Origin of the sequence: Enterobacter sp. 03-F-07-AD-ECC (assembly GCF_047530935.1) — a bacterium.
GTDB classification, from domain to species: Bacteria; Pseudomonadota; Gammaproteobacteria; order Enterobacterales; family Enterobacteriaceae; genus Enterobacter; species Enterobacter cloacae.
On record NZ_JBLKBZ010000014.1, the window covers coordinates 63,871 to 82,176 of the forward strand.

An 18,306-nucleotide genomic window follows, 5' to 3' on the forward strand; every position below is an offset into this window, starting at 1 on the left:
AGTACCTGACCCGGGCGCACTGCGCCCGGGCATAAACAATAAAGCTGTACTTATTTTTTATTAGGGACATGACATGGGAAAGATGATGCCTTACTGGTGGCTCTCGTGCTGCCTGATATCTGTGCCCGCACTCTCCGCTAATCCGGCGGCGATGATTAATACCGGACAACTTCGCGAAACGCAGGAACTCCCCTCCCTGAATGGCCGCGTGGCGCCTGTGGCGGGCAACGCCGCCCCCGGCACGCTGCAGCTTGGCGACGCCGTCAACCGCGCCGTCACCTGGCACCCGGCCATCAGTGAAGCGGTAGGAAAACTCTACCAACAGAGTGAAGAGGTGGACGTCGCCAAATCGAAATACTACCCGCAAATTAACGCCGGTATGGACAATGGCTATACCCATGACGGCGACGATAATGGCTTTACGCCATCGCTGGTGCTCTCTCTTTCCCAGATGCTGTACGACTTTGGCAAGGTGGCAAGCCAGGTGCGTGCCGAAAACGCCGGGGTTGCCCAGCAGCAGGCCAACGTGCTGGTGAGCATCGACACCATCGCCCACGATACCGCCATCGCCATGGTGGAAGTGCAAACCTGGCAGCAGATGGTCGATACCGCCAAAGAACAGCTCGACGCCCTCTCCTCCATTGGCAAGCTGACCCGCCAGCGTAACGACGAAGGAGCCACCTCGCTCTCTGACGTGGTGCAGACCGATGCCCGTATCGAAGGGGCCCGCGCCCAGCTCATGCAGTACCAGGCCAGCCTCGACAGCGCCCGCGCCACGCTGATGAGTTTTCTCGGCTGGAACACCCTCAACGAGGTGGGCAACGATTTTCCGCAAAAGCTGGCCCGTAGCTGTGATATCGCCGAACCGGACGATCGTCTGGTGCCAGCGGTGTTAGCGGCCTGGGCGCAGGCGAACGTCGCGCAGGCCAACCTTGACTACGCCAACGCCCAGATGACTCCGACCGTCTCGCTGGAGCCGGAAGTGCGTCACTACCTCAACGACCGCTATGCGGGTAACGAAACGCGGGATCGCACGCAATACTCCGCGTGGGTGAAAGTGCAAATGCCGCTCTATCAGGGCGGCGGCCTCACCGCCCGGCGTAACGCTGCCGGACACGCGGTGGAAGCGGCGCAATCCACCATTCAGCGCACCCGCCTTGAAGTTCGCCAGAAGCTGCTTGAGGCGCGCAGTCAGGTGATGAGCCTGCTCAGCACCCTGCAGATCCAGGGTCGTCAGGAGGCGCTCAGCGCCCGCACCCGCGAGCTGTATCAGCAGCAGTATCTTGACCTTGGCTCACGCCCGCTGCTCGATGTGCTCAACGCCGAGCAGGAGGTCTACCAGGCGCGTTTCACCCAGCAACAGACCCTTGGCCAGCTGCATCAGCTGCAGCTCAACTGCCTCTACAACACCGGGCAGCTGCGCCATGCATTCGATCTTGATAACCGCAACATCCAGACCGTGGAGATCCAGCCATGAAAGAGCGTGATATGCCGCAAGCTGAGCCCATGACGGATGATGCCCTGGCCCAGTGGGCGCAGGCCTTTGGCTTTATTGCCACGCGCTACCGCGTCGCCTGCTCTCCCGGCGCGCTGCTGGCAGGCGCACCGTGGCTGAAAGGCAAACCGATGGTGCCCGCCCTCACCCAGCTCGCCCGCGAGGCGGGGCTGTCGTTTCAGCTGCTTACCGCCAGCCAGCAGTCGATCAACAGCTGGCGTCTGCCGGTGGTGGTGGCGCTAAACGACGGCAGGGTTGGCGTGATCGAACATTTCGACGGCGACGATACGCTGGAGGTCAGCTTCTTTGACGACCAGACCTACACCAACCGTTTGTCGATGACGGCGATGCTGCCCGCCATCCGCCACGTCATCGCCCTGCGTCCGCTGGCAGCGCTGAAGGACAGCCGCGTGGACGCCTATATCTCAAAATACCGCCCGGACTGGCTCTACCGGCTGGTGATGCGCGACCTGCGCCCCTACAGCTGGGTGATGCTCGCCGCGCTGTTTATCAACGTGCTGTCGCTCTCCGGGATTGTCTTTTCCATGCAGGTGTATGACCGGGTGATCCCCGCCCAGTCCTATCCGACGCTGTACGTACTGACCATCGGGGTGCTGATCGCCACCCTGTTCGGCTTCGTGTTGCGCGTGGCGCGCGGGCACATTATGGATCTGCTGGGCAAACGCTCGGATCTGCGCGTCTCGGATCGCGTGTTCGGTCACGCCCTGCGGCTGCGCAACAGCGCGATCCCACGCTCTACCGGCAGCTTTATCTCCCAACTGCGCGAGCTGGAGCAGATCCGCGAGATGGTCACCTCCTCCACCATCTCGACGATTGTCGATCTGCCTTTCTTCTTACTGTTTGTGGTGGTGCTGGCGATTATCGCCCCGCAGCTGGCGTGGATCGCCCCGGTGGCAGCGGTGATCATGGTTCTGCCCGGCCTGCTGCTGCAGAAGAAACTGGCGGAGCTGGCGAAACAATCCGCCCATGAATCGACCCTGCGCAACGCGGTGCTGGTAGAAAGCGTGCAGGGGCTGGAGGACATCAAGCTGATGCAGGCGGAAAACCGCTTTTTGCAGCAGTGGAACAGCTATATCCAGATCACCGCGGAATCCGGCCTGCGTACCCGCGAGCTGACGCAGAATCTGATCAGCTGGGGGATGACCATCCAGAGCCTGGTTTACGCCGCCGTGATCGTGGTCGGCGCGCCGATGGTGATCGACGGCACGCTGACCACCGGTTCGGTGGTCGCCGCCTCGATGCTGGCCTCGCGCATGATCGCCCCCATGGCGACGCTGTGCGGCGTGCTGGCCCGCTGGCAGCAGGTGAAAGCGGCAAAAGAGGGGCTGGACAGCATTATGCAGTTACCTACCGAGAACCAGCGCGAGGAGACGCCGATCCGCCAGGACGTGCTGCGCGGTCACTACCTGTTCGAGCAGGCGCAGTTTCGCTATCACCCGGAGGATCCGCGCATGGCGCTGCGCATCAACCGTCTGGAGATCAAGCCCGGTGAGAAAGTGGCGATCCTCGGGCGTAACGGCGCGGGCAAATCAACCCTGCTGCAGGCGATGGCAGGCGGGATGGATCTGGCGGGCGGCGAGCTGCGGCTCGATAACCTCAGCCTGCCGCACCTCGACGTCGCCGATGTCCGGCGCAACGTCGGCTTTATGACCCAGAACGCACGGCTGTTTTACGGCACCCTGCGGGAAAACATCACCCTCGGCATGCCGCGCGCCACCGACGACGAGATTTTCGCCGCACTGGAGTTAACCGGCGCGGCGAGCTTTGTGCAGAAGCTGCCGAAGGGGCTGGACTATCCGATCATGGAGAACGGCGTGGGGCTCTCCGGCGGCCAGCGGCAGTCGATCCTGCTGGCGCGCATGCTGCTGCGCGACCCGAATATCGTCCTGATGGACGAACCCACCGCCTCGCTGGATGAGCATACCGAACGGGAGTTTATCCAGCGTCTGAGCGCCTGGCTCGGCCACCGTACGCTGATCGTCGCCACCCATCGCGTGCCGGTGCTGGAACTGGTCGAGCGGGTGGTGGTGCTCAAGGAGGGCATGCTGGTGATGGATGCCCCGAAAGCGCAGGCGCTGAACAACAGCCGCATGCAACAACAGCAGGCAGCCGCCGCAAGGGAGTGGAAAAATGAAAATCAGTCAGCGTGATGCCGCGGCAATGGACGATCTGGATAATGCGCTCGGTTCCGAAAGCGGCTACACCGGCGCGCGACGAATCGTGATCCTCTCTCTGCTGCTGTTTATCGTCCTCGGGATCTGGGCCTGGTTTGGCGTGCTGGATGAGGTCTCAACCGGTACCGGCAAAGTGATCCCCAGCTCGCGCGAGCAGGTTTTACAGTCGCTGGACGGGGGGATCCTCACCGAGCTGAACGTCCACGAGGGCGATCAGGTACAGGCCGGACAAGTGCTGGCGCGCCTTGATCCCACGCGTTCAGAATCAAACGTCGGCGAAAGTGCGGCACGCTATCGCGCCTCGCTGGCTTCCAGCGCGCGCCTGTATGCCGAGGTGAACGATCTGCCGCTTAAATTTCCCCCTTCGCTGAAGGAATGGCCGGAGCTGATTGCCGACGAAACGCGGCTCTATAACTCCCGCCGCGCGCAGCTTGAGGATACCCAGCGGGAGCTTCGCGCCGCGCTCGATCTCGCCAATAAGGAGCTGGCGATCACCCAGCGGCTGGTCAAAACCGGGGCCGCCAGCCACGTAGAGGTGCTGCGCCTGCAGCGGCAGAAAAGTGACCTGGAGCTGAAGCTCACCGACGTGCGCTCGCAGTATTACGTTCAGGCGCGCGAGGCGCTCTCCAAAGCCAACGCGGAGGTGGATATGGTCTCGGCGATCCTGAAAGGCCGTCAGGATTCCGTCACGCGCCTGACGGTGAAATCGCCGGTGCGCGGGATCGTGAAAAACATCAAGGTCACCACCATCGGCGGCGTGATCCCGCCCAACGGCGAGCTGATGGAGATCGTGCCGGTGGACGATCATCTGCTGATCGAAACCCGCCTCTCGCCGCGCGATATCGCCTTTATCCACCCGAACCAGGAAGCGCTGGTCAAAATCACCGCCTACGACTACGCCATTTACGGCGGGCTGCACGGGGTGGTAGAGACGATTTCCCCGGACACCATCCAGGACGAAGCCAAGCCGGAAGTGTTCTATTACCGGGTGTTTATCCGCACCAGCCAGGATTACCTGGTGAATAAAGCAGGCAGGCACTTCTCAATTGTGCCGGGGATGATTGCGACGGTGGATATTAAAACCGGAGAGAAAACGGTGCTGGATTATATGATTAAGCCGTTTAACCGGGCGAAGGAAGCGCTGAGGGAGCGGTGATCTTTGCAGGATGAACAGGGCATGCCTCCACTCTATTTATAGAGCGGAGGCAGTTTGTTGCACTTCAAACCGTAGCTCGCTCATTCCAGGCATCGGAGTATTGAATATTTCCATCAACATAACGCCATGTGATTTTCTCGTAGCGCAGTTGAATGCTTTCCATGTGCCCTGTTCCCGGACAGTTACGTGTATCGTGCATAATTGGCGTAATTGAAACAACTTTTACACTTTCCAGTAAAATATTGAAGTATTCAACTTCCTGCCCTGCATCATTAATGTGGTACCACTTTACCTCTGCAGATTTGAGAGTTTGCCCTGTTGCAACAGCCCGATAAAGATAGGGGGATGCGCTGTCAATTTCTTTTTCAAACAGGAAAGGAGCGTGCTGACGTGTTCCGGTGAGTCTTCCTGTTGTCCCATCAACCGGGATACTTAAATTATGTGTCAAACCACGTAATTCAATACTCCCTTCTCTATGTTCTACGTCAGATGACCCCTTAATCAGATTTCCTGCATCATCTTTTAGCCATAAATGGACCGGTACAGCCATCATTTTCCTCCTTATTAATCATATAACCATCTTCCCGCTTTCGCAGATTCGGCGAACATCCTCACCGTTAAAGGCTTAGAAATTTGCTTTACGGGTTTATCCGTAAACCATTTTCGAAAAAACCATGTGTGAAACCATGGGTAATAGGCATTGTAATTCATCAGCGTTATATCAATATTGAATCGTTCGCTGAATTTATCCATACAGATGGCTAAATCATCATCCTCTGCATAGTCTTGTAAAATATCATCTAACTGCAAAGGTATGAGCTTGCCGGTAAATGTACCCATAACGGGTAATTCATTCTGAAAAAAAGCCAAAACCTCTTGTTCAGTTACCATATCCGGTCTTTCTTATGAGCAATCGTGTTATACATTTTAAGTGTCTTATAGCATATTTGAGCCAAATCGCTGGCTACCAATGTCCAGCCAATCACTGGTAGGCCTCTCCCGATAAAGGCCCCCAAATTTGTCACATACTTAGGTTTTAAAGTGGCAATGCTCGCTTCAGTTAACGTCGGTAATCTTACAGGTAACTCTACATTGAGATATTGACGTAAATATTTTGATGCTATAGATGTTCCTGCTGTTGTTCCGTAGGGCTTATTTCTGGTCTTTAATATCGGCAATCCTAAAATGATACAACTCATTGTTAGTGCATCCTCTATGCCGCCAAACTGCTCTTCAATTTTATCTAACAAAATCCAGAAAAACAGTTCACCAGCCGATATGTTGCAAATTCCTTTATAGAAGTAGGTTCCATTAAGCGCCTCGACGGTATCCATACACACCTTCATAGCCATTCTTATTAAGAATAAATACCATACGCCACTTTGACCGCAATGTTGATAAAATAGACCTTTATAAATTCCTAATTTTATAAACCGGCAGTATTATGTGCGGCGGAAAATATTGGCTCATCAGGTGAAACATTTTTGGCTTGAACGCATTCCTCATTTTCCATTTTTTCTGAAGCAGCCTCGCAGAATGTAACTTATCCCTTCATCCCCACTTTTTCTAACAGCTTTTCGGGCGTATGTTCCTCCCACGCCAGCAAAATCTGGCGTCGGGATTGGCATCCCGGTTAAACTTAATGGCGGCGTAAGCTCTTGTTGCGCCGTGCGTCTGGCTACATTCCAATGGTGGGCTGGGCGGGGGCGTCGCAAGACGCGCCGGTGTCCATTAAGGCCGGTAATGCCAACTCCGTTCAGTCCTGCCACCCGGGAAATTGGCATTTCTCTGGCAGTGTCTTAATCACTTAATGGAAACTGTCATATGACCACCAGTAACGCACTTTTCACGACCCCTTTCGACTGCAACACCGACTTCATCGATCTTGCCGACAATTGCCAACGCTACTGCGAAGCGCTGGTGGAAGAGACCAATCCCGCGAGAAAAATAGCCCTCTGCGGTCGTCTTGCCTCGACTTTTGCCCTGCTCCGCCCAATGCTGCTGGAGCCTATCCCTGAGTACTTACAGGGACGGAGGCTGGAATCGCGTTGCTGGGTTGAGGTGGTTTTCTCCCTCTCCCTGTGGGAGAGGGCCGGGGTGAGGGCATCAGACCGCACCTATTTTATATTTATAAACAGGACGTTAATTATGAATAACCAGGAAAAATTACGCATCTCAACGACGCCACGCGCATTACCTTCGCCCAAAAGGGGCTTCTTTAAGCGCCCACTGCCCCGGCGTTTTACCGGTCCACGCGCTGAAGACCTCAATGAATGCGCTGACGCTGCTGTAGCCGCAGGACAGCGCAATCCATCCCACCGGCTTCCCCGCGGCCAGCCACTCCATTGCCTGCATTACCCGCGCCAGTTGCCGCCAGTTAACGAAGTTCATTCCGGTCTGGGCACGAAACCGACGGTTGAACGTACGCACGCTCATCCCCGCCTGGCGGGCATGGCTCTCAACCGTCTGATTATCATCGACAAACTGCAGCAAATGCCTGACCACGTCCTTCAGACGCGGATCCGTCGGCACGGGCAGAGAAAAGTGCACCTGAGGTGCCACGGCAAGCTCATCCAGCAGCAGGGTGAGCTTTCGCGGATCGTACTCGCTTTCAGCAACGCTTAAGCGGGAAAACAGTGCATGGGTAAGATCGTCGGGTTCGAACAGGGCGGGCACATCGGGAAGCCTTGCGCAGCAGGCGGGGTCAAGATAGATGGCGCTGCCTTCTATCGCGCTTTCAGAAAAGGCGGCGTGCTGATTGCCAGGCGGGATCCAGCCGATGTGTTTTGCCGGTACGACCGAGCGCCCCTGCTGCGACTCAATCACCAGCAGACCCGTTGCAATGCGCCACAGCTGCCCAGCGCGATGGCTGTGCCAGGGGGTTCGGTACCCGCCAGGATGAAGGAGCGTCTCAGTACTGACCATATCATTTTGACCGAAAACCGTTATTCATCGGCGTATTACAGAAACTGCGTCTTCGGCTGTCAAGGATAATGGCGACTAAACCACATAAGGAGCCCTTAATGAGCATAATCACATCCCTGATAGCCGACACCGACGATGCCGCACAGCGCGAAAAGATGGCGTGCCTGTTAACCCGCTTATTCAACGGCGATATCGATCCGGCAGAGGTCTTTACGCCCGATTACCAGCAGGTTACGGACGGTCACACGCTTGATTACCGGGGATTTATCCAGCACCTGAGCCACGTCCGCTCGCAGACTCGCACGATCGCCTTTACCGTGGCGGAGATAGCCTGTCATGACGAACTTCTGGCTGACCGGCATATCGTGACGGTCACGTATCCTGGCGGTCGTCAGGCAGAGATCGAGGTTTACCTGTTTGCCGCGCTGCGTGAAGGGAAAATCTGGCGGATCCATGAAGTCACGCGGGCCCTCAGCGGCGATGCTTCAGATCGCACGCTGGCCCATGCGACAGAGTAACGTCACTCCGCCGGGCGCGGTACGCTACGGTTATATACCTCAACATAACGCGCAAATTTTCCGATAAACACGCCCGCAAATACCCCGCCTGAGATAATTGCCAGCGCGCTCATGGCGGGTTGCTGCATTGCATGGGGAGAGATGGCGCTCATCACGCCCAGCACATACTTCACCGCGAACGCCAGCATCATAAACGGCAGCGCGGTGTAGTCTGCCTGACGGTGGAGGCTGCGCGGTGCCTCAGCTCGGGTGATAGCCGCCTGCTTAATCTGGAAGTACCCAAGTGCCGCACCGGCAAGGATCCCCGCCGTCCACAATGCAACAGTCGCAGGAGTCAGCGTGCGATAGACCACCAGATCGTAAATATCCCAGATAAGAAAAATGCCCGGAATGATAGCAAGCCGCTCCAGCGTCACGGTGGCCGGCTTGCGGGCTTTAATGCCGCGGGAGATAAGGAAGATAAACAGCACCCACACCCAGGCGGGTGTGTGCGTAACGACACCGAGCAGAAATTCAAACATGGAGATCACCATGGACGATCGCGGCTCCTGCCGCCCTGAACGCGTATTGCGCATAACGGCAGGAGCGCCATTATGCGCAGGTTTTTTACAGCGATTTTTTCAGGCGACGAACCGCCTCTTTCAGCTCTTCATCCGTTGGCGTGACAAACGACATACGCAGCGTCGAATGGTCTGGCTCATTGCAGTAGAAAAATTCGCCCGGCACAAATACTACGCCGTTACTTAACGTCTTTTCCAGCCAGCGCGTGGTATTACTACCATTTTTCATATTCGCCCACAGGAACATGCCGCCCTTCGGCTTGTGGAACGACATCACATCGCCCAGCTCGGCTTCCAGTTCGTTGGCGAACGTCTGGTACTTCTGACGATAGGCTTCGCGGATCATTTTGATCTGCCCGGCCAGACGCCCGGTTTTCAGGTATTCGTAAGTCATCAGCTGCGACAGCGTACTGGTGTGCAGATCGGTGGTTTGCTTCAGGTTCACCACCGCACGCTTCAGCCACTCCGGCACCAGCACCCAGCCCACACGGGTGCCCGGCGCGAGAATTTTAGAGAAGGTTGAGGTATACACCACGTTCTCTTCGTTGCCGATATCTTTGGCATGGGCAATTAACGGGCGGAAAACTTCGTCGGTGTAATTAATTTCACTGTACGGATCGTCTTCGATAATCACGAAGTCATAGCGCTTCGAGAGTTCCACCAGCTGTTTACGGCGCGCCTCAGACAGCGTAACGCCACCCGGGTTACCAAATGTCGGCACAATATAAACCGCTTTGATGGGTTTATTTGCCACCAGGGCTTCGAGTTCATCCACTTTCATGCCGTCGCCATCGGTGCCAACGGATTCGAAATTCGCCTGCGCCAGACCAAAGACCTGCAGCGCGGCAAGATAGGTTGGGCGTTCGACGACGACGGTATCGCCCGGATTAATTAACGCGCGCGCCAGCACGTCGAGGGATTGTTGTGAACCGGAGGTCACGACCACATCATCCGCTTTGCAGCGGATCCCGCGCCCTTCGCAGATGCGCTGAATCTCTTCCCGCAGTCCCGGCACACCCTCGGTCAGACCATACTGGAAGGCTTCACCAAAATGCTGCGACAGTACGGCATCAGCGGCGATTTTCAGGCCTTCGTGATCGAACAAGGCCGGGTTAGGAATACCCCCACCCAGCGAAATGACGCCTGCCATTTTGCTATGTTTTAATAATTCACGGATGGCGGAAGATTGCAGGCCCTGCGCGCTGCTGGCGAGTTTGTTTGCAGACATTCTTTGATTACCTTCTTTTTTATATTGTGCCCAATCTTAGCAGAATATGAGCAATAAATTCCGTTAGCTTCGGGAGGGGACGTAAATCCTGACGCCACAGTAAATGCACCGGCCTCGGCGCGGGTGTAAACGGCTCCAGAACCCGAACCAGCCTGCCGCTTGCCAGCTCTTCCGCCACCAGCACCTCCGGCTGCAGAAGCAGCCCCGCCCCGGCGCGCGCCGCCATGCGTAAGCCGTAGCCGTCGTTGCATCGTAAAATGGCATCGCGCTTCCAGCGCACCTCGCCCTCCACACCCGGCAACCGCCATTCGTTACGCGCGGTCCATACCGTGTGGGAAAGGCAGAGATGGTCCACCAGATCGGCAGGCGTTTGCGGCGTACCGTGGCGCGCCAGATAATCCGGCGACGCGCAGATCACCATGTTGTAAGGGCACAGGTATTTCGCCACCAGATCGTCATTGCGAATATCACCAATGCGAATGGCCAGATCGACCCCCTCTTCCACCAGATCCACCATCCGGTTAGTGAGATCCAGTTCGATACGCACTGCCGGATAGCGCTGCAGAAAGGTGGCGGTCAGCGGCGCGATAACGCAGCCGCCAAACGACGTAGGTGCCGTCACGCGCAGGGTGCCCGCCGGTGCGGCGCGCAGACGTTCCACCGCGCTTTCGGCAATGGCCACCTGCTCCAGCACCCGCTTCGCCTCGTCATAATAGACCCGCCCGGCGTCGGTCAGGCTTTGACGTCGCGTATTGCGCTCCAGCAGACGGGTGCCAAGCTCGGATTCCAGCAGCGCAATGTACTTCCCCACCATCACCGACGACATATCCAGCCGGGAGGCCGCCCCGGTAAAACTGCCGCTTTCCACTACGGCGATAAAGGTTTCCATGCTGCGAAGCTTATCCATATTACAAACCTCTGGTTAGCAATCTTCTAACTTTAGCCCAGTTTATCCGACTTTTAATTTATTAAAGAATGCAGGCTCACAACATGAGGAGTCGGCTATGAAAATCATCATTATTGGTGCCAGCGGTACGGTCGGTCGTGCAGTAACGGAGGCGCTCAGTCGCCGCCACGAAGTGATCCGCGTGGGCCGCACGCAGGGCGATGAGCAGGTGGATATTACGTCACAGGCGAGCGTGCAGGCGCTGTTTGAGAAGGTCGGTCGTGTGGATGCGATTGTCTCCGCCAGCGGCGGGTTGTACTTTGGCCCTCTCGCCACCATGAAAGACAGCGATTTCAATCAGGGGTTACAGGATAAACTGCTCGGACAGGTGCGCCTGGCGCTGACCGGCCAGCACTACCTGAACGATGGCGGCTCCATTACCCTGATTAGCGGGATTGTGGCGCACGAGCCCATCGCGCAGGGCGTCAATGCCACCACGGTGAATGCCGCGCTGGAAGGGTTTGTTCGCGCTGCCGCCTGCGAGCTGCCGCGCGGGATCCGCATCAACCTGATAAGCCCGACGGTCCTCACCGAATCGGTCGAAACGTACGACGGCTTCTTCCCAGGCTTTGAAAGCGTGCCGGCCGCCACCGTGGCGCAAGCCTATCGCCGTAGCGTGGAAGGGGTGCAGACCGGGCGGGTGTATAAGGTGGGTTACTGAAGCAGGAAAGGGGCGAGGAACGCTCGCCCCGTCACGATCAGAGCCTGCGTCGGATTTTCTCCACCATAGCGGTGGTTGAGATCCCGTAGCGGTCGTGCAGGGTTGGCAGCGCCCCCGCATCAAGGAACGCGTCCGGCAGTGCGACGGTATCAAAATCCACGTTCACGCGGTTGCGCATTAACAGCGACGCGACGGCCTCACACAGCCCGCCAACGCTGCTGTGGTTTTCCGCCACAATAACCAGCCGTCCCGGTTTCGCGGCCTGCGCCAGAATGGTCTCCTCATCCAGCGGTTTAATGGTGGGCGAGTGCAGTACCGCCACGCTGACGTTATCCTTACGCAGCTGCTTTGCTGCCTCCAGCGCGCGCATGGTCATTAGCCCTGAGGCGATGATCAGGACGTCGCTCCCCTCTTCCAGCAGCACGGCTTTGCCCAGCGTAAACTGGTAATTGTACTGGTCCAGCACCACCGGCACCTTGCCGCGCAGCAGTCGCATATACACCGGCCCATTGTGCGCCGCGATCGCCGGTACAGCCTGTTCGGTGTCTATCGCGTCGCAGGGATCGATGATGGTCATCCCCGGAATACCGCGCATAATCGCAATATCTTCCGTCGCCTGGTGGCTCGGACCGTAGCCCGTGGTTAACCCCGGAAGTGCAGCGCATATCTTCACGTTGAGATGCTCTTCGGCGATAACCTGATGAATAAAATCGTAGGCACGACGGGTGGCAAAGACCGCATATGTCGTGGCGAAGGGAATAAACCCCTCTTTTGCCATTCCCCCGGCCGCGCCCATCAAGAGTTGCTCCGCCATCCCCATCTGGAAGAAACGTTCCGGATACGCCTGGGCAAAGATATGCAGATCGGTATATTTCGACAAATCCGCCGTCATACCGACAACTTCCGGGCGCTGTTCCGCCAGCTTCACCAGCGCATGGCCAAACGGTGCAGAGCGCGTCTCCTGGCCGTCTTCCGCAATAGAGGCAATCATGGCCGACGTGGTTAAACGCGGTTTTTTCTCCGTTATCTGGCTCATTACAGCACTCCTTCAGGTTTGTTGGCATCCAGCACGGCGAGTGCCTTTTGCCACTCGTCAGCATCCACGCGAATAAAATGGTTCTTGTCACGTTGTTCGAGGAAAGGCACACCTTTGCCCATCAGCGTGTCGCACAAAATGACGCGTGGCTGGTTTTCCGGATAGCGTCTGGCGTTATCAAACGCCGCCACCAGCGCAGGGACATCGTTGCCATTTACGCGCTGCACATACCAGCCGAACGAGGTCCATTTATCTTCCAGCGGCTCAAAGCCAAGGATCTTGTGCGAATTGCCGTCTGCCTGCTGGCGGTTAATGTCCACCAGCACGATCAGGTTCGACAGGCCATGGTGCGCTGCAGACATAGCCGCCTCCCAGGTTGATCCTTCGTCAAGCTCACCGTCCGACATGGAGTTAACGACCCATGCCGCGCTCTGCTTGTGCTTCAGCCCCAGCGCCATGCCGACCCCAATACTTAACCCCTGTCCCAGCGAACCACCGGAGATCTCCATGCCCGGCGTGTAAGTTGCCATACCGGACATTGGCAGGCGGCTGTCGTCCGAGCCGTAGGTCTCCAGCTCCTCTTCAGGAATGATCCCGGCTTCAATCAGGGCGGCATAACAGGCAATGGCGTAATGACCGTGGGAAAGCAGAAAACGGTCACGGCCTTCCCACTCCGGCTCGTCCGGCTTGAGGTTCATACCGTGGGTAAACGCGGTGGCCAGTACGTCGGCATAGCCCAGCGCCTGCCCGATGTAGCCCTGCCCCTGCACTTCGCCCATGCGCAGCGCATAGCGGCGAATACGCCATGCCGCCGCGGCAACCTGTTGAACTGTGGTATCCGTCATCGTCGAGTCTCCTTAATGGATCAGCATGCCGCCGTTCACGTCGAGCGTGATACCGGTGGAGTAAGACGAAAGGTCGCTGCCAAGGAACAGCGCGGCGCGGGCAATATCCTGCGCGTCGCCGAGGCGGTTAAGCGGAATGCCCGCCAGGATGGCGGTTTTCATCTCATCGCTCAGCTTGCCTGCGGTGATGTCCGTCTGGATAAGGCCGGGTGTAATGCAGTTTACGCGTACGTTATCCGGACCCAGCTCGCGGGCCATCGCTTTCGCCAGGCCCAGCACACCTGCTTTAGCCGCGCTGTAGTGGGGGCCGCCAAAAATACCGCCACCGCGCTGTGCTGATACCGATGAAATGCAGACAATGCTGCCCGACTTCTGTGCGCGCATGGTGGGGATCACCGCCTGGGACATCAGCAGCGTGCCGCGCAGGCTGACGTCCAGCACCGCGTCGTAATTCTCGCGTTTAATATCCATCAGCTTAATCGGCTGAGTAATTCCGGCGTTATTCACCAGAATATCGATGCGCCCGTATTTTCCCAGCACCTGCTCAATGGCGGCGTTAACCTGTAATTCATTGCTGACGTTCGCCGCCAGGCCCAGATGCTCTTCACCCAGATTCGCCGCCGCTGCCCGACTGGCCTCAGCATCTAAATCGATAATCACCACCTTCGCACCCTGCCCGGCATATAATTTAGCCGTGGCAAAACCCAAACCGCGTACAGAAGCCGCGCCGGTAATAACGGCGACTTTATCTTTCAGTAGCATATATTTACTCCACTATGGTAAAAGGAATTTATTTTTTATTTCGGTTCATCCAGCAACATAATCACAAACAGGCCAATCGCTGCACAAACACCGAAATAAATAAATACAGAGTTAAAACTTCCTGTTTTATCCAGCAGAAAACCCGCCAGCATCGGGGAAACAAATCCGCCGAGATTTCCGCCGCTATTGATAATTGACGCAGCTATCGGATAGGTTTTACTGTCCGCAACGGCCATACCGTAAGCCGTAAAAGCAGGCCAGCCGATATTCAGACAGAGGCCGACAAAAAACAGCCCCACGCAAACCGCAACGGTGCTTTGCGGAATATTCAGCATGATGACCATCATTAACACGGTACTGATGGCGGTAAACATCATGGTCGGTTTACGCCGACGTCCGAGCAGTTTGTCGGATACGTAACCGCCAAAAATCGCCCCGATAAATCCGCCGATGCACGGCATACTGGCGACCAGCCCCATGCTCATAAACGTAAAGCCTTTCTCTTTCACCAGATAGAGCGGGATCCACGTCAACAGGCCATACAGCACGCTGACCATCATGAAATAGGCCAGACAGTCGCCGAGGATATTCTTCGAAGTAAACAGCCCTTTTACCGTGCTCACCGGGGCTAAGTCCCGCACGCGAATCAGGCGGTCAAGGCGCGCAAAGCCCGGTGAAATCACGATGTTTTCCCGTCTGGCGTCCGGCGTCTCCTGACCCACAGTAATGGTCTCCAGTTCGGCTTTAGAGACGAATGCGCTCTCTGATGGTCTGGTGCGCACCAGCAGATACCACAGAACGGCAATGACCAGACCGGGGATCGCGAAGGAGAAGAAGACCCAACGCCAGCCCCAGGTCATGGCGATCCACACCGCCAGCGGCGGCACGAGGATCGGCGCGAACATGGTGGCCGCGATGTAGACCCCCGTGGCCGTAGCCTTCTCCCTGGGTGGAAACCAGTTATTGATGGTGGAGGCCAGCCCGACGGGGCACGGCCCCTCCGTTAACCCCAACCCCAGACGAATAAACTTCAGCCCAAGAACCGAGGTTGCCGTGCCCATCAGCCAGGTAAACGCCGAGAAGCCGAATATCGACAGCGCCACCATGCCGCGAATACCCTTTTTGGCGATAAAAAAGCCCGCTGGAATTTGGCTCAATGCGTATCCCAAAAAGAACATACTGGCGATGGCACCGGCTTCGAAATTATTAATATGAAACTCATCAATGATAAAGGGCAGTACTGCACCAATATTTGTTCGGTCAGCATAGTTAATGGCATACACAATAAAAATTAATGCCAGCACAACGAAACGGTAATTGGTTTTTTTAGTGTTTATGTAGGGGACAGCATGTTCTATACGAGACATAACTTACCTCATTATTCGAACAACGTGAGTCGTTTTATTTTTACGTTCAAGGTCAATATATCGGCTCATGAATGAAACACCATTCAATAAACCTCATTTATTGCTGAGATAAATTTGATTCGCGATACAGCTCAAAAAAATAACATCGGGATAAAATTGCCCGCATGTCGTCTCAATGTTATGTTTTTTATCAATAAACATGACAGGAGTAGGCTATGTCCGCGCAGGATCGCCAGACGTTATCACTGCCCTCGCTCAGAAATTTGCAGGCATTCATCGCCGTCGCTAACGCATTGAGCATCCATCAGGCGGCCGAACAGCTCAACGTCACCCCCTCCGCGGTCAGCCATCAGATCGCGTCGCTGGAGTCGTGGATGGGCAAGAAATTATTCATCCGCAGCGGCAAAGGGGTTCAGCTCACCCCAACGGGCGAAAAATATCTGCGGGAGGTCTCGGCGGCGATGAGCGCCATCGGACGCGCCACCGATCAGATCGTCAAAGAGAAAGATAACGCCGTGCTTCGGGTGCACTCCTCGCCCACCTTCGGGTTGTCATGGCTGTTGCGCCGCCTGGGTAAGTTTCGCGCCGAATATCCCGATATCACCATCAATCTCACCTGCTCCTATGAGAATCTGCAATTCGCCAGAGATAATATTGATATTGATATCCGCCACGGTATCCCGGACTGGGATGCTTACCGGGTGATGACCATAAAAAACGACACGCTGGTAGTGCTGGCCTCGCCGGAGTATGCGCAAAAACACCCCATCAGCACACCCACCGATCTGCTGCAACAGTCACTCATCTCGTCCACCAGCACTCTGGTGAACTGGGAAAAATGGTTTGCCTGGCACAATATCGACAGGCCCTGGCTCAACTTCAGCCTCAGCTTTGACCGCTCCTATATGAGCTTTGAAGCGGCGCGCATGGGGCTGGGATTTATCCTTGAGAGCAAAATGATGGCGACAGACCACCTGAAAGATGGCTCACTGGTGCAGGTACTGCCGGATGAGATGGGGATCGCCATTAACGCGCATCATCTGGTAATGCCGCATATGCATGAACGCGCGTGGAAGATCCAGCAGTTCGTTGAGTGGATTGACCGGGAGCTGCGGCTGTCGGGTTATCATCTGTAACGTCGGGTGGCGGCTTCGCCTTACCCGACCTACAAAATCTGCGGCCTGTTGCCCTCACCCCAACCCTCTCCCACCGGGAGAGGGAGAAATGCACATCAACCCACTGTGCCCCAGACAAGGTTCCCCTTATGGAAGGTCGCGGTGCGCGGAGATATGCGCGCCACCGCCTCGGCGGAACAGGAGGCGTCCACCAGCACAAAGCTGGCGTCGTCCTGCGCTTTCGGCCAGACGCGTTCACCTTTGTCGTTCAGCGGCAGTACGTCACCGGTCGCAATACCTAAAGCGCGGGACAGCGTCTGCTCATTAGGGCGGATATAGAGCTGGGCGTAGAGATTCGCTTTTTCCAGCATGTCCCCCAGGCCGTACGGCGACCAGTGGTCGATCACGCTGTCGGTGCCCGTCATGACAAACACGCCCTTATCGCGCAGCTGCTTCAGCGGCATATGCAGGGTGCCAATCGGCACGGTGGAGGCGATAGTCACCTGCTGCGCCGCCATGCGGGTGGCAATCTCGTCCACCTGCTGCTCGTTGAGCGTGGCCAGCGCAAAGGCGTGGCTGATGGTCAGTTTGCCCTTCAGTTGCGGGGTTTTCTCCACGGTTTCGACCATGTAGTTCACCGCCGCCACGCCCGCCGGGCTGGTTTCGTGCAGGTGAATATCCACCCCTTTGTCATAATCCAGCGCAATCTGGAACATGGTGTCGAGAGATTTCTCCATCGCCCCGTCAACGTTGGTTGGGTCCAGCCCGCCCACGTAGTGCGCCCCGGCCTGCATCGCCTCGCGCATCAGCTTTTCGGAATTCGACAGCAGCAGGCCATGCTGTGGAAACGCCACGATCTCGCAGTCAAATCCGGACTTGCGACGCGCCAGCACCGCCTGCAGGTTCTCGAGATTCTTCAGGCCCGAGACCGGCTCAATATTGCAGTGGCTGCGGGCGAGGGTGGAGCCTTTCGACTGGATCAAATCGATCAGCTTTTCGGCGCGCTCCTGGGTATAAGGCTGGAGTTCGGGGAGCAACTTCTGCTCAAGGCGGATCATATCCTGAATGGTGGTACCCGCCGGGCGGTTGAGCGAACGCCACGGGCCGCCGTAGAAGGTTTTATCCAGGTGAATGTGCATATCGCGCATCACCGGGAGCATCAGCTTGCCGCCTGCGTCATAGTGCGGCAGGGTGGCGTCCGCGTGACTTTTGTTATCGCGCAGGGCGACAATTTTCCCGTCTTTGATCTCCAGCGTTTTCAGCTCGGTGCGGGTGCTCATCGCCACGCCGCCGTCGACGTTAAATCCGGCCTCCAGCAGCACGTTGTCCAGGTAGTAGTGTTTAGCGGTGATGTTCATCGGTTTGCCCGTCTCGCAGGTTGGTTTTGCGGAATCGGCAGCATACGCGACGGAGCCGGTCGCGCCAAACAGCGCGCAGGCGGTGACCATTTTGCCGCTCTGGCTGATGAATTCACGGCGGCTTTTATTTTCACTCATC

At 56.7% G+C, this 18,306-nt stretch carries 18 protein-coding genes; 6 read left to right on the plus strand and 12 right to left on the minus strand.

Annotated elements, in window-relative coordinates; all coding sequences use genetic code 11:
* The first annotated feature begins 73 nt into the window (after positions 1 to 73).
* The 3 genes from ACMWKA_RS18370 to ACMWKA_RS18380 are packed head-to-tail and all read left to right on the plus strand — an operon-like array spanning position 74 to position 4,846.
* Complete coding sequence (locus ACMWKA_RS18370) at positions 74 to 1,477, plus strand: TolC family outer membrane protein (RefSeq protein ID WP_155022847.1); 1,404 nt, start codon at positions 74 to 76, stop codon at positions 1,475 to 1,477.
* Positions 1,474 to 3,666 (plus strand): type I secretion system permease/ATPase, encoded by a 2,193-nt coding sequence (locus tag ACMWKA_RS18375; RefSeq protein ID WP_014832976.1) that lies wholly within the window; start codon positions 1,474 to 1,476, stop codon positions 3,664 to 3,666. The genes ACMWKA_RS18370 and ACMWKA_RS18375 overlap by 4 nt, the downstream gene beginning before the upstream one ends.
* A gap of 10 nt (positions 3,667 to 3,676) precedes the next feature.
* Positions 3,677 to 4,846, plus strand: coding sequence for an HlyD family efflux transporter periplasmic adaptor subunit (locus ACMWKA_RS18380; protein ID WP_086528237.1), 1,170 nt, complete (start codon positions 3,677 to 3,679; stop codon positions 4,844 to 4,846).
* Between the two features lie 64 nt (positions 4,847 to 4,910).
* Here the strand turns inward: ACMWKA_RS18380 and ACMWKA_RS18385 are convergent, their stop codons facing one another.
* The 4 genes from ACMWKA_RS18385 to ACMWKA_RS18400 form a co-directional block, all read right to left on the minus strand.
* Positions 4,911 to 5,396: an Hcp family type VI secretion system effector gene (locus ACMWKA_RS18385; RefSeq protein ID WP_029882108.1), complete on the minus strand. Its 486-nt coding sequence runs from the start codon at positions 5,394 to 5,396 to the stop codon at positions 4,911 to 4,913.
* A gap of 14 nt (positions 5,397 to 5,410) precedes the next feature.
* Positions 5,411 to 5,737 (minus strand): DUF1493 family protein, encoded by a 327-nt coding sequence (locus tag ACMWKA_RS18390; RefSeq protein WP_040023494.1) that lies wholly within the window; start codon positions 5,735 to 5,737, stop codon positions 5,411 to 5,413.
* Positions 5,731 to 6,180, minus strand: coding sequence for an STM2901 family protein (locus ACMWKA_RS18395; protein ID WP_040023496.1), 450 nt, complete (start codon positions 6,178 to 6,180; stop codon positions 5,731 to 5,733). The genes ACMWKA_RS18390 and ACMWKA_RS18395 overlap by 7 nt, the downstream gene beginning before the upstream one ends.
* 859 nt (positions 6,181 to 7,039) lie before the next feature.
* Positions 7,040 to 7,771: a helix-turn-helix domain-containing protein gene (locus tag ACMWKA_RS18400; protein ID WP_097535870.1), complete on the minus strand. Its 732-nt coding sequence runs from the start codon at positions 7,769 to 7,771 to the stop codon at positions 7,040 to 7,042.
* Between the two features lie 98 nt (positions 7,772 to 7,869).
* Between ACMWKA_RS18400 and ACMWKA_RS18405 the strand changes: the two genes are divergently transcribed.
* Positions 7,870 to 8,289, plus strand: a complete 420-nt coding sequence (locus ACMWKA_RS18405; RefSeq protein WP_161657255.1) for a nuclear transport factor 2 family protein — start codon at positions 7,870 to 7,872, stop codon at positions 8,287 to 8,289.
* A 2-nt stretch (positions 8,290 to 8,291) separates the two neighbouring features.
* Here ACMWKA_RS18405 and ACMWKA_RS18410 read toward each other — a convergent pair whose 3' ends face one another.
* The 3 genes from ACMWKA_RS18410 to ACMWKA_RS18420 form a co-directional block, all read right to left on the minus strand.
* Entirely contained in the window at positions 8,292 to 8,810 is a 519-nt protein-coding gene (locus ACMWKA_RS18410; protein ID WP_194500346.1) for a DUF6622 family protein, read from the minus strand.
* Positions 8,811 to 8,895: 85 nt separating this feature from the next.
* A complete protein-coding gene (locus ACMWKA_RS18415; RefSeq protein WP_038420464.1) occupies positions 8,896 to 10,077 on the minus strand; it encodes a PLP-dependent aminotransferase family protein in 1,182 nt (393 codons plus the stop codon).
* A gap of 19 nt (positions 10,078 to 10,096) precedes the next feature.
* Entirely contained in the window at positions 10,097 to 10,984 is an 888-nt protein-coding gene (locus tag ACMWKA_RS18420) for a LysR family transcriptional regulator (RefSeq protein ID WP_045294753.1), read from the minus strand.
* Positions 10,985 to 11,081: 97 nt separating this feature from the next.
* Here ACMWKA_RS18420 and ACMWKA_RS18425 point away from each other — a divergent pair, with 97 nt between their 5' ends.
* On the plus strand, positions 11,082 to 11,684 hold the full coding sequence (locus ACMWKA_RS18425; protein ID WP_013098397.1) for a short chain dehydrogenase: 603 nt from the start codon (positions 11,082 to 11,084) through the stop codon (positions 11,682 to 11,684).
* A gap of 37 nt (positions 11,685 to 11,721) precedes the next feature.
* Here the strand turns inward: ACMWKA_RS18425 and ACMWKA_RS18430 are convergent, their stop codons facing one another.
* From ACMWKA_RS18430 to ACMWKA_RS18445, 4 genes are read right to left on the minus strand one after another with little or no spacing between them, the layout of a single operon-like run.
* Positions 11,722 to 12,720, minus strand: coding sequence for a transketolase family protein (locus tag ACMWKA_RS18430; protein WP_072207873.1), 999 nt, complete (start codon positions 12,718 to 12,720; stop codon positions 11,722 to 11,724).
* Positions 12,720 to 13,565, minus strand: a complete 846-nt coding sequence (locus tag ACMWKA_RS18435; protein ID WP_013098399.1) for a transketolase — start codon at positions 13,563 to 13,565, stop codon at positions 12,720 to 12,722. The genes ACMWKA_RS18430 and ACMWKA_RS18435 overlap by 1 nt, the downstream gene beginning before the upstream one ends.
* 12 nt (positions 13,566 to 13,577) lie before the next feature.
* The gene (locus ACMWKA_RS18440) at positions 13,578 to 14,327 is read right to left on the minus strand and encodes an SDR family NAD(P)-dependent oxidoreductase (RefSeq protein WP_023620857.1); all 750 of its coding nucleotides are present in this window, start codon (positions 14,325 to 14,327) and stop codon (positions 13,578 to 13,580) included.
* A gap of 35 nt (positions 14,328 to 14,362) precedes the next feature.
* Positions 14,363 to 15,694 carry an MFS transporter gene (locus tag ACMWKA_RS18445; RefSeq protein ID WP_038980953.1) on the minus strand — a complete coding sequence of 444 codons (1,332 nt, stop codon included), beginning with the start codon at positions 15,692 to 15,694 and terminating at the stop codon, positions 14,363 to 14,365.
* A gap of 215 nt (positions 15,695 to 15,909) precedes the next feature.
* Here ACMWKA_RS18445 and ACMWKA_RS18450 point away from each other — a divergent pair, with 215 nt between their 5' ends.
* Positions 15,910 to 16,830 carry a LysR substrate-binding domain-containing protein gene (locus ACMWKA_RS18450; RefSeq protein ID WP_013098402.1) on the plus strand — a complete coding sequence of 307 codons (921 nt, stop codon included), beginning with the start codon at positions 15,910 to 15,912 and terminating at the stop codon, positions 16,828 to 16,830.
* A gap of 95 nt (positions 16,831 to 16,925) precedes the next feature.
* Here ACMWKA_RS18450 and ACMWKA_RS18455 read toward each other — a convergent pair whose 3' ends face one another.
* Positions 16,926 to 18,305, minus strand: coding sequence for an amidohydrolase family protein (locus tag ACMWKA_RS18455; protein ID WP_414760485.1), 1,380 nt, complete (start codon positions 18,303 to 18,305; stop codon positions 16,926 to 16,928).
* Position 18,306: the final 1 nt, after the last annotated feature.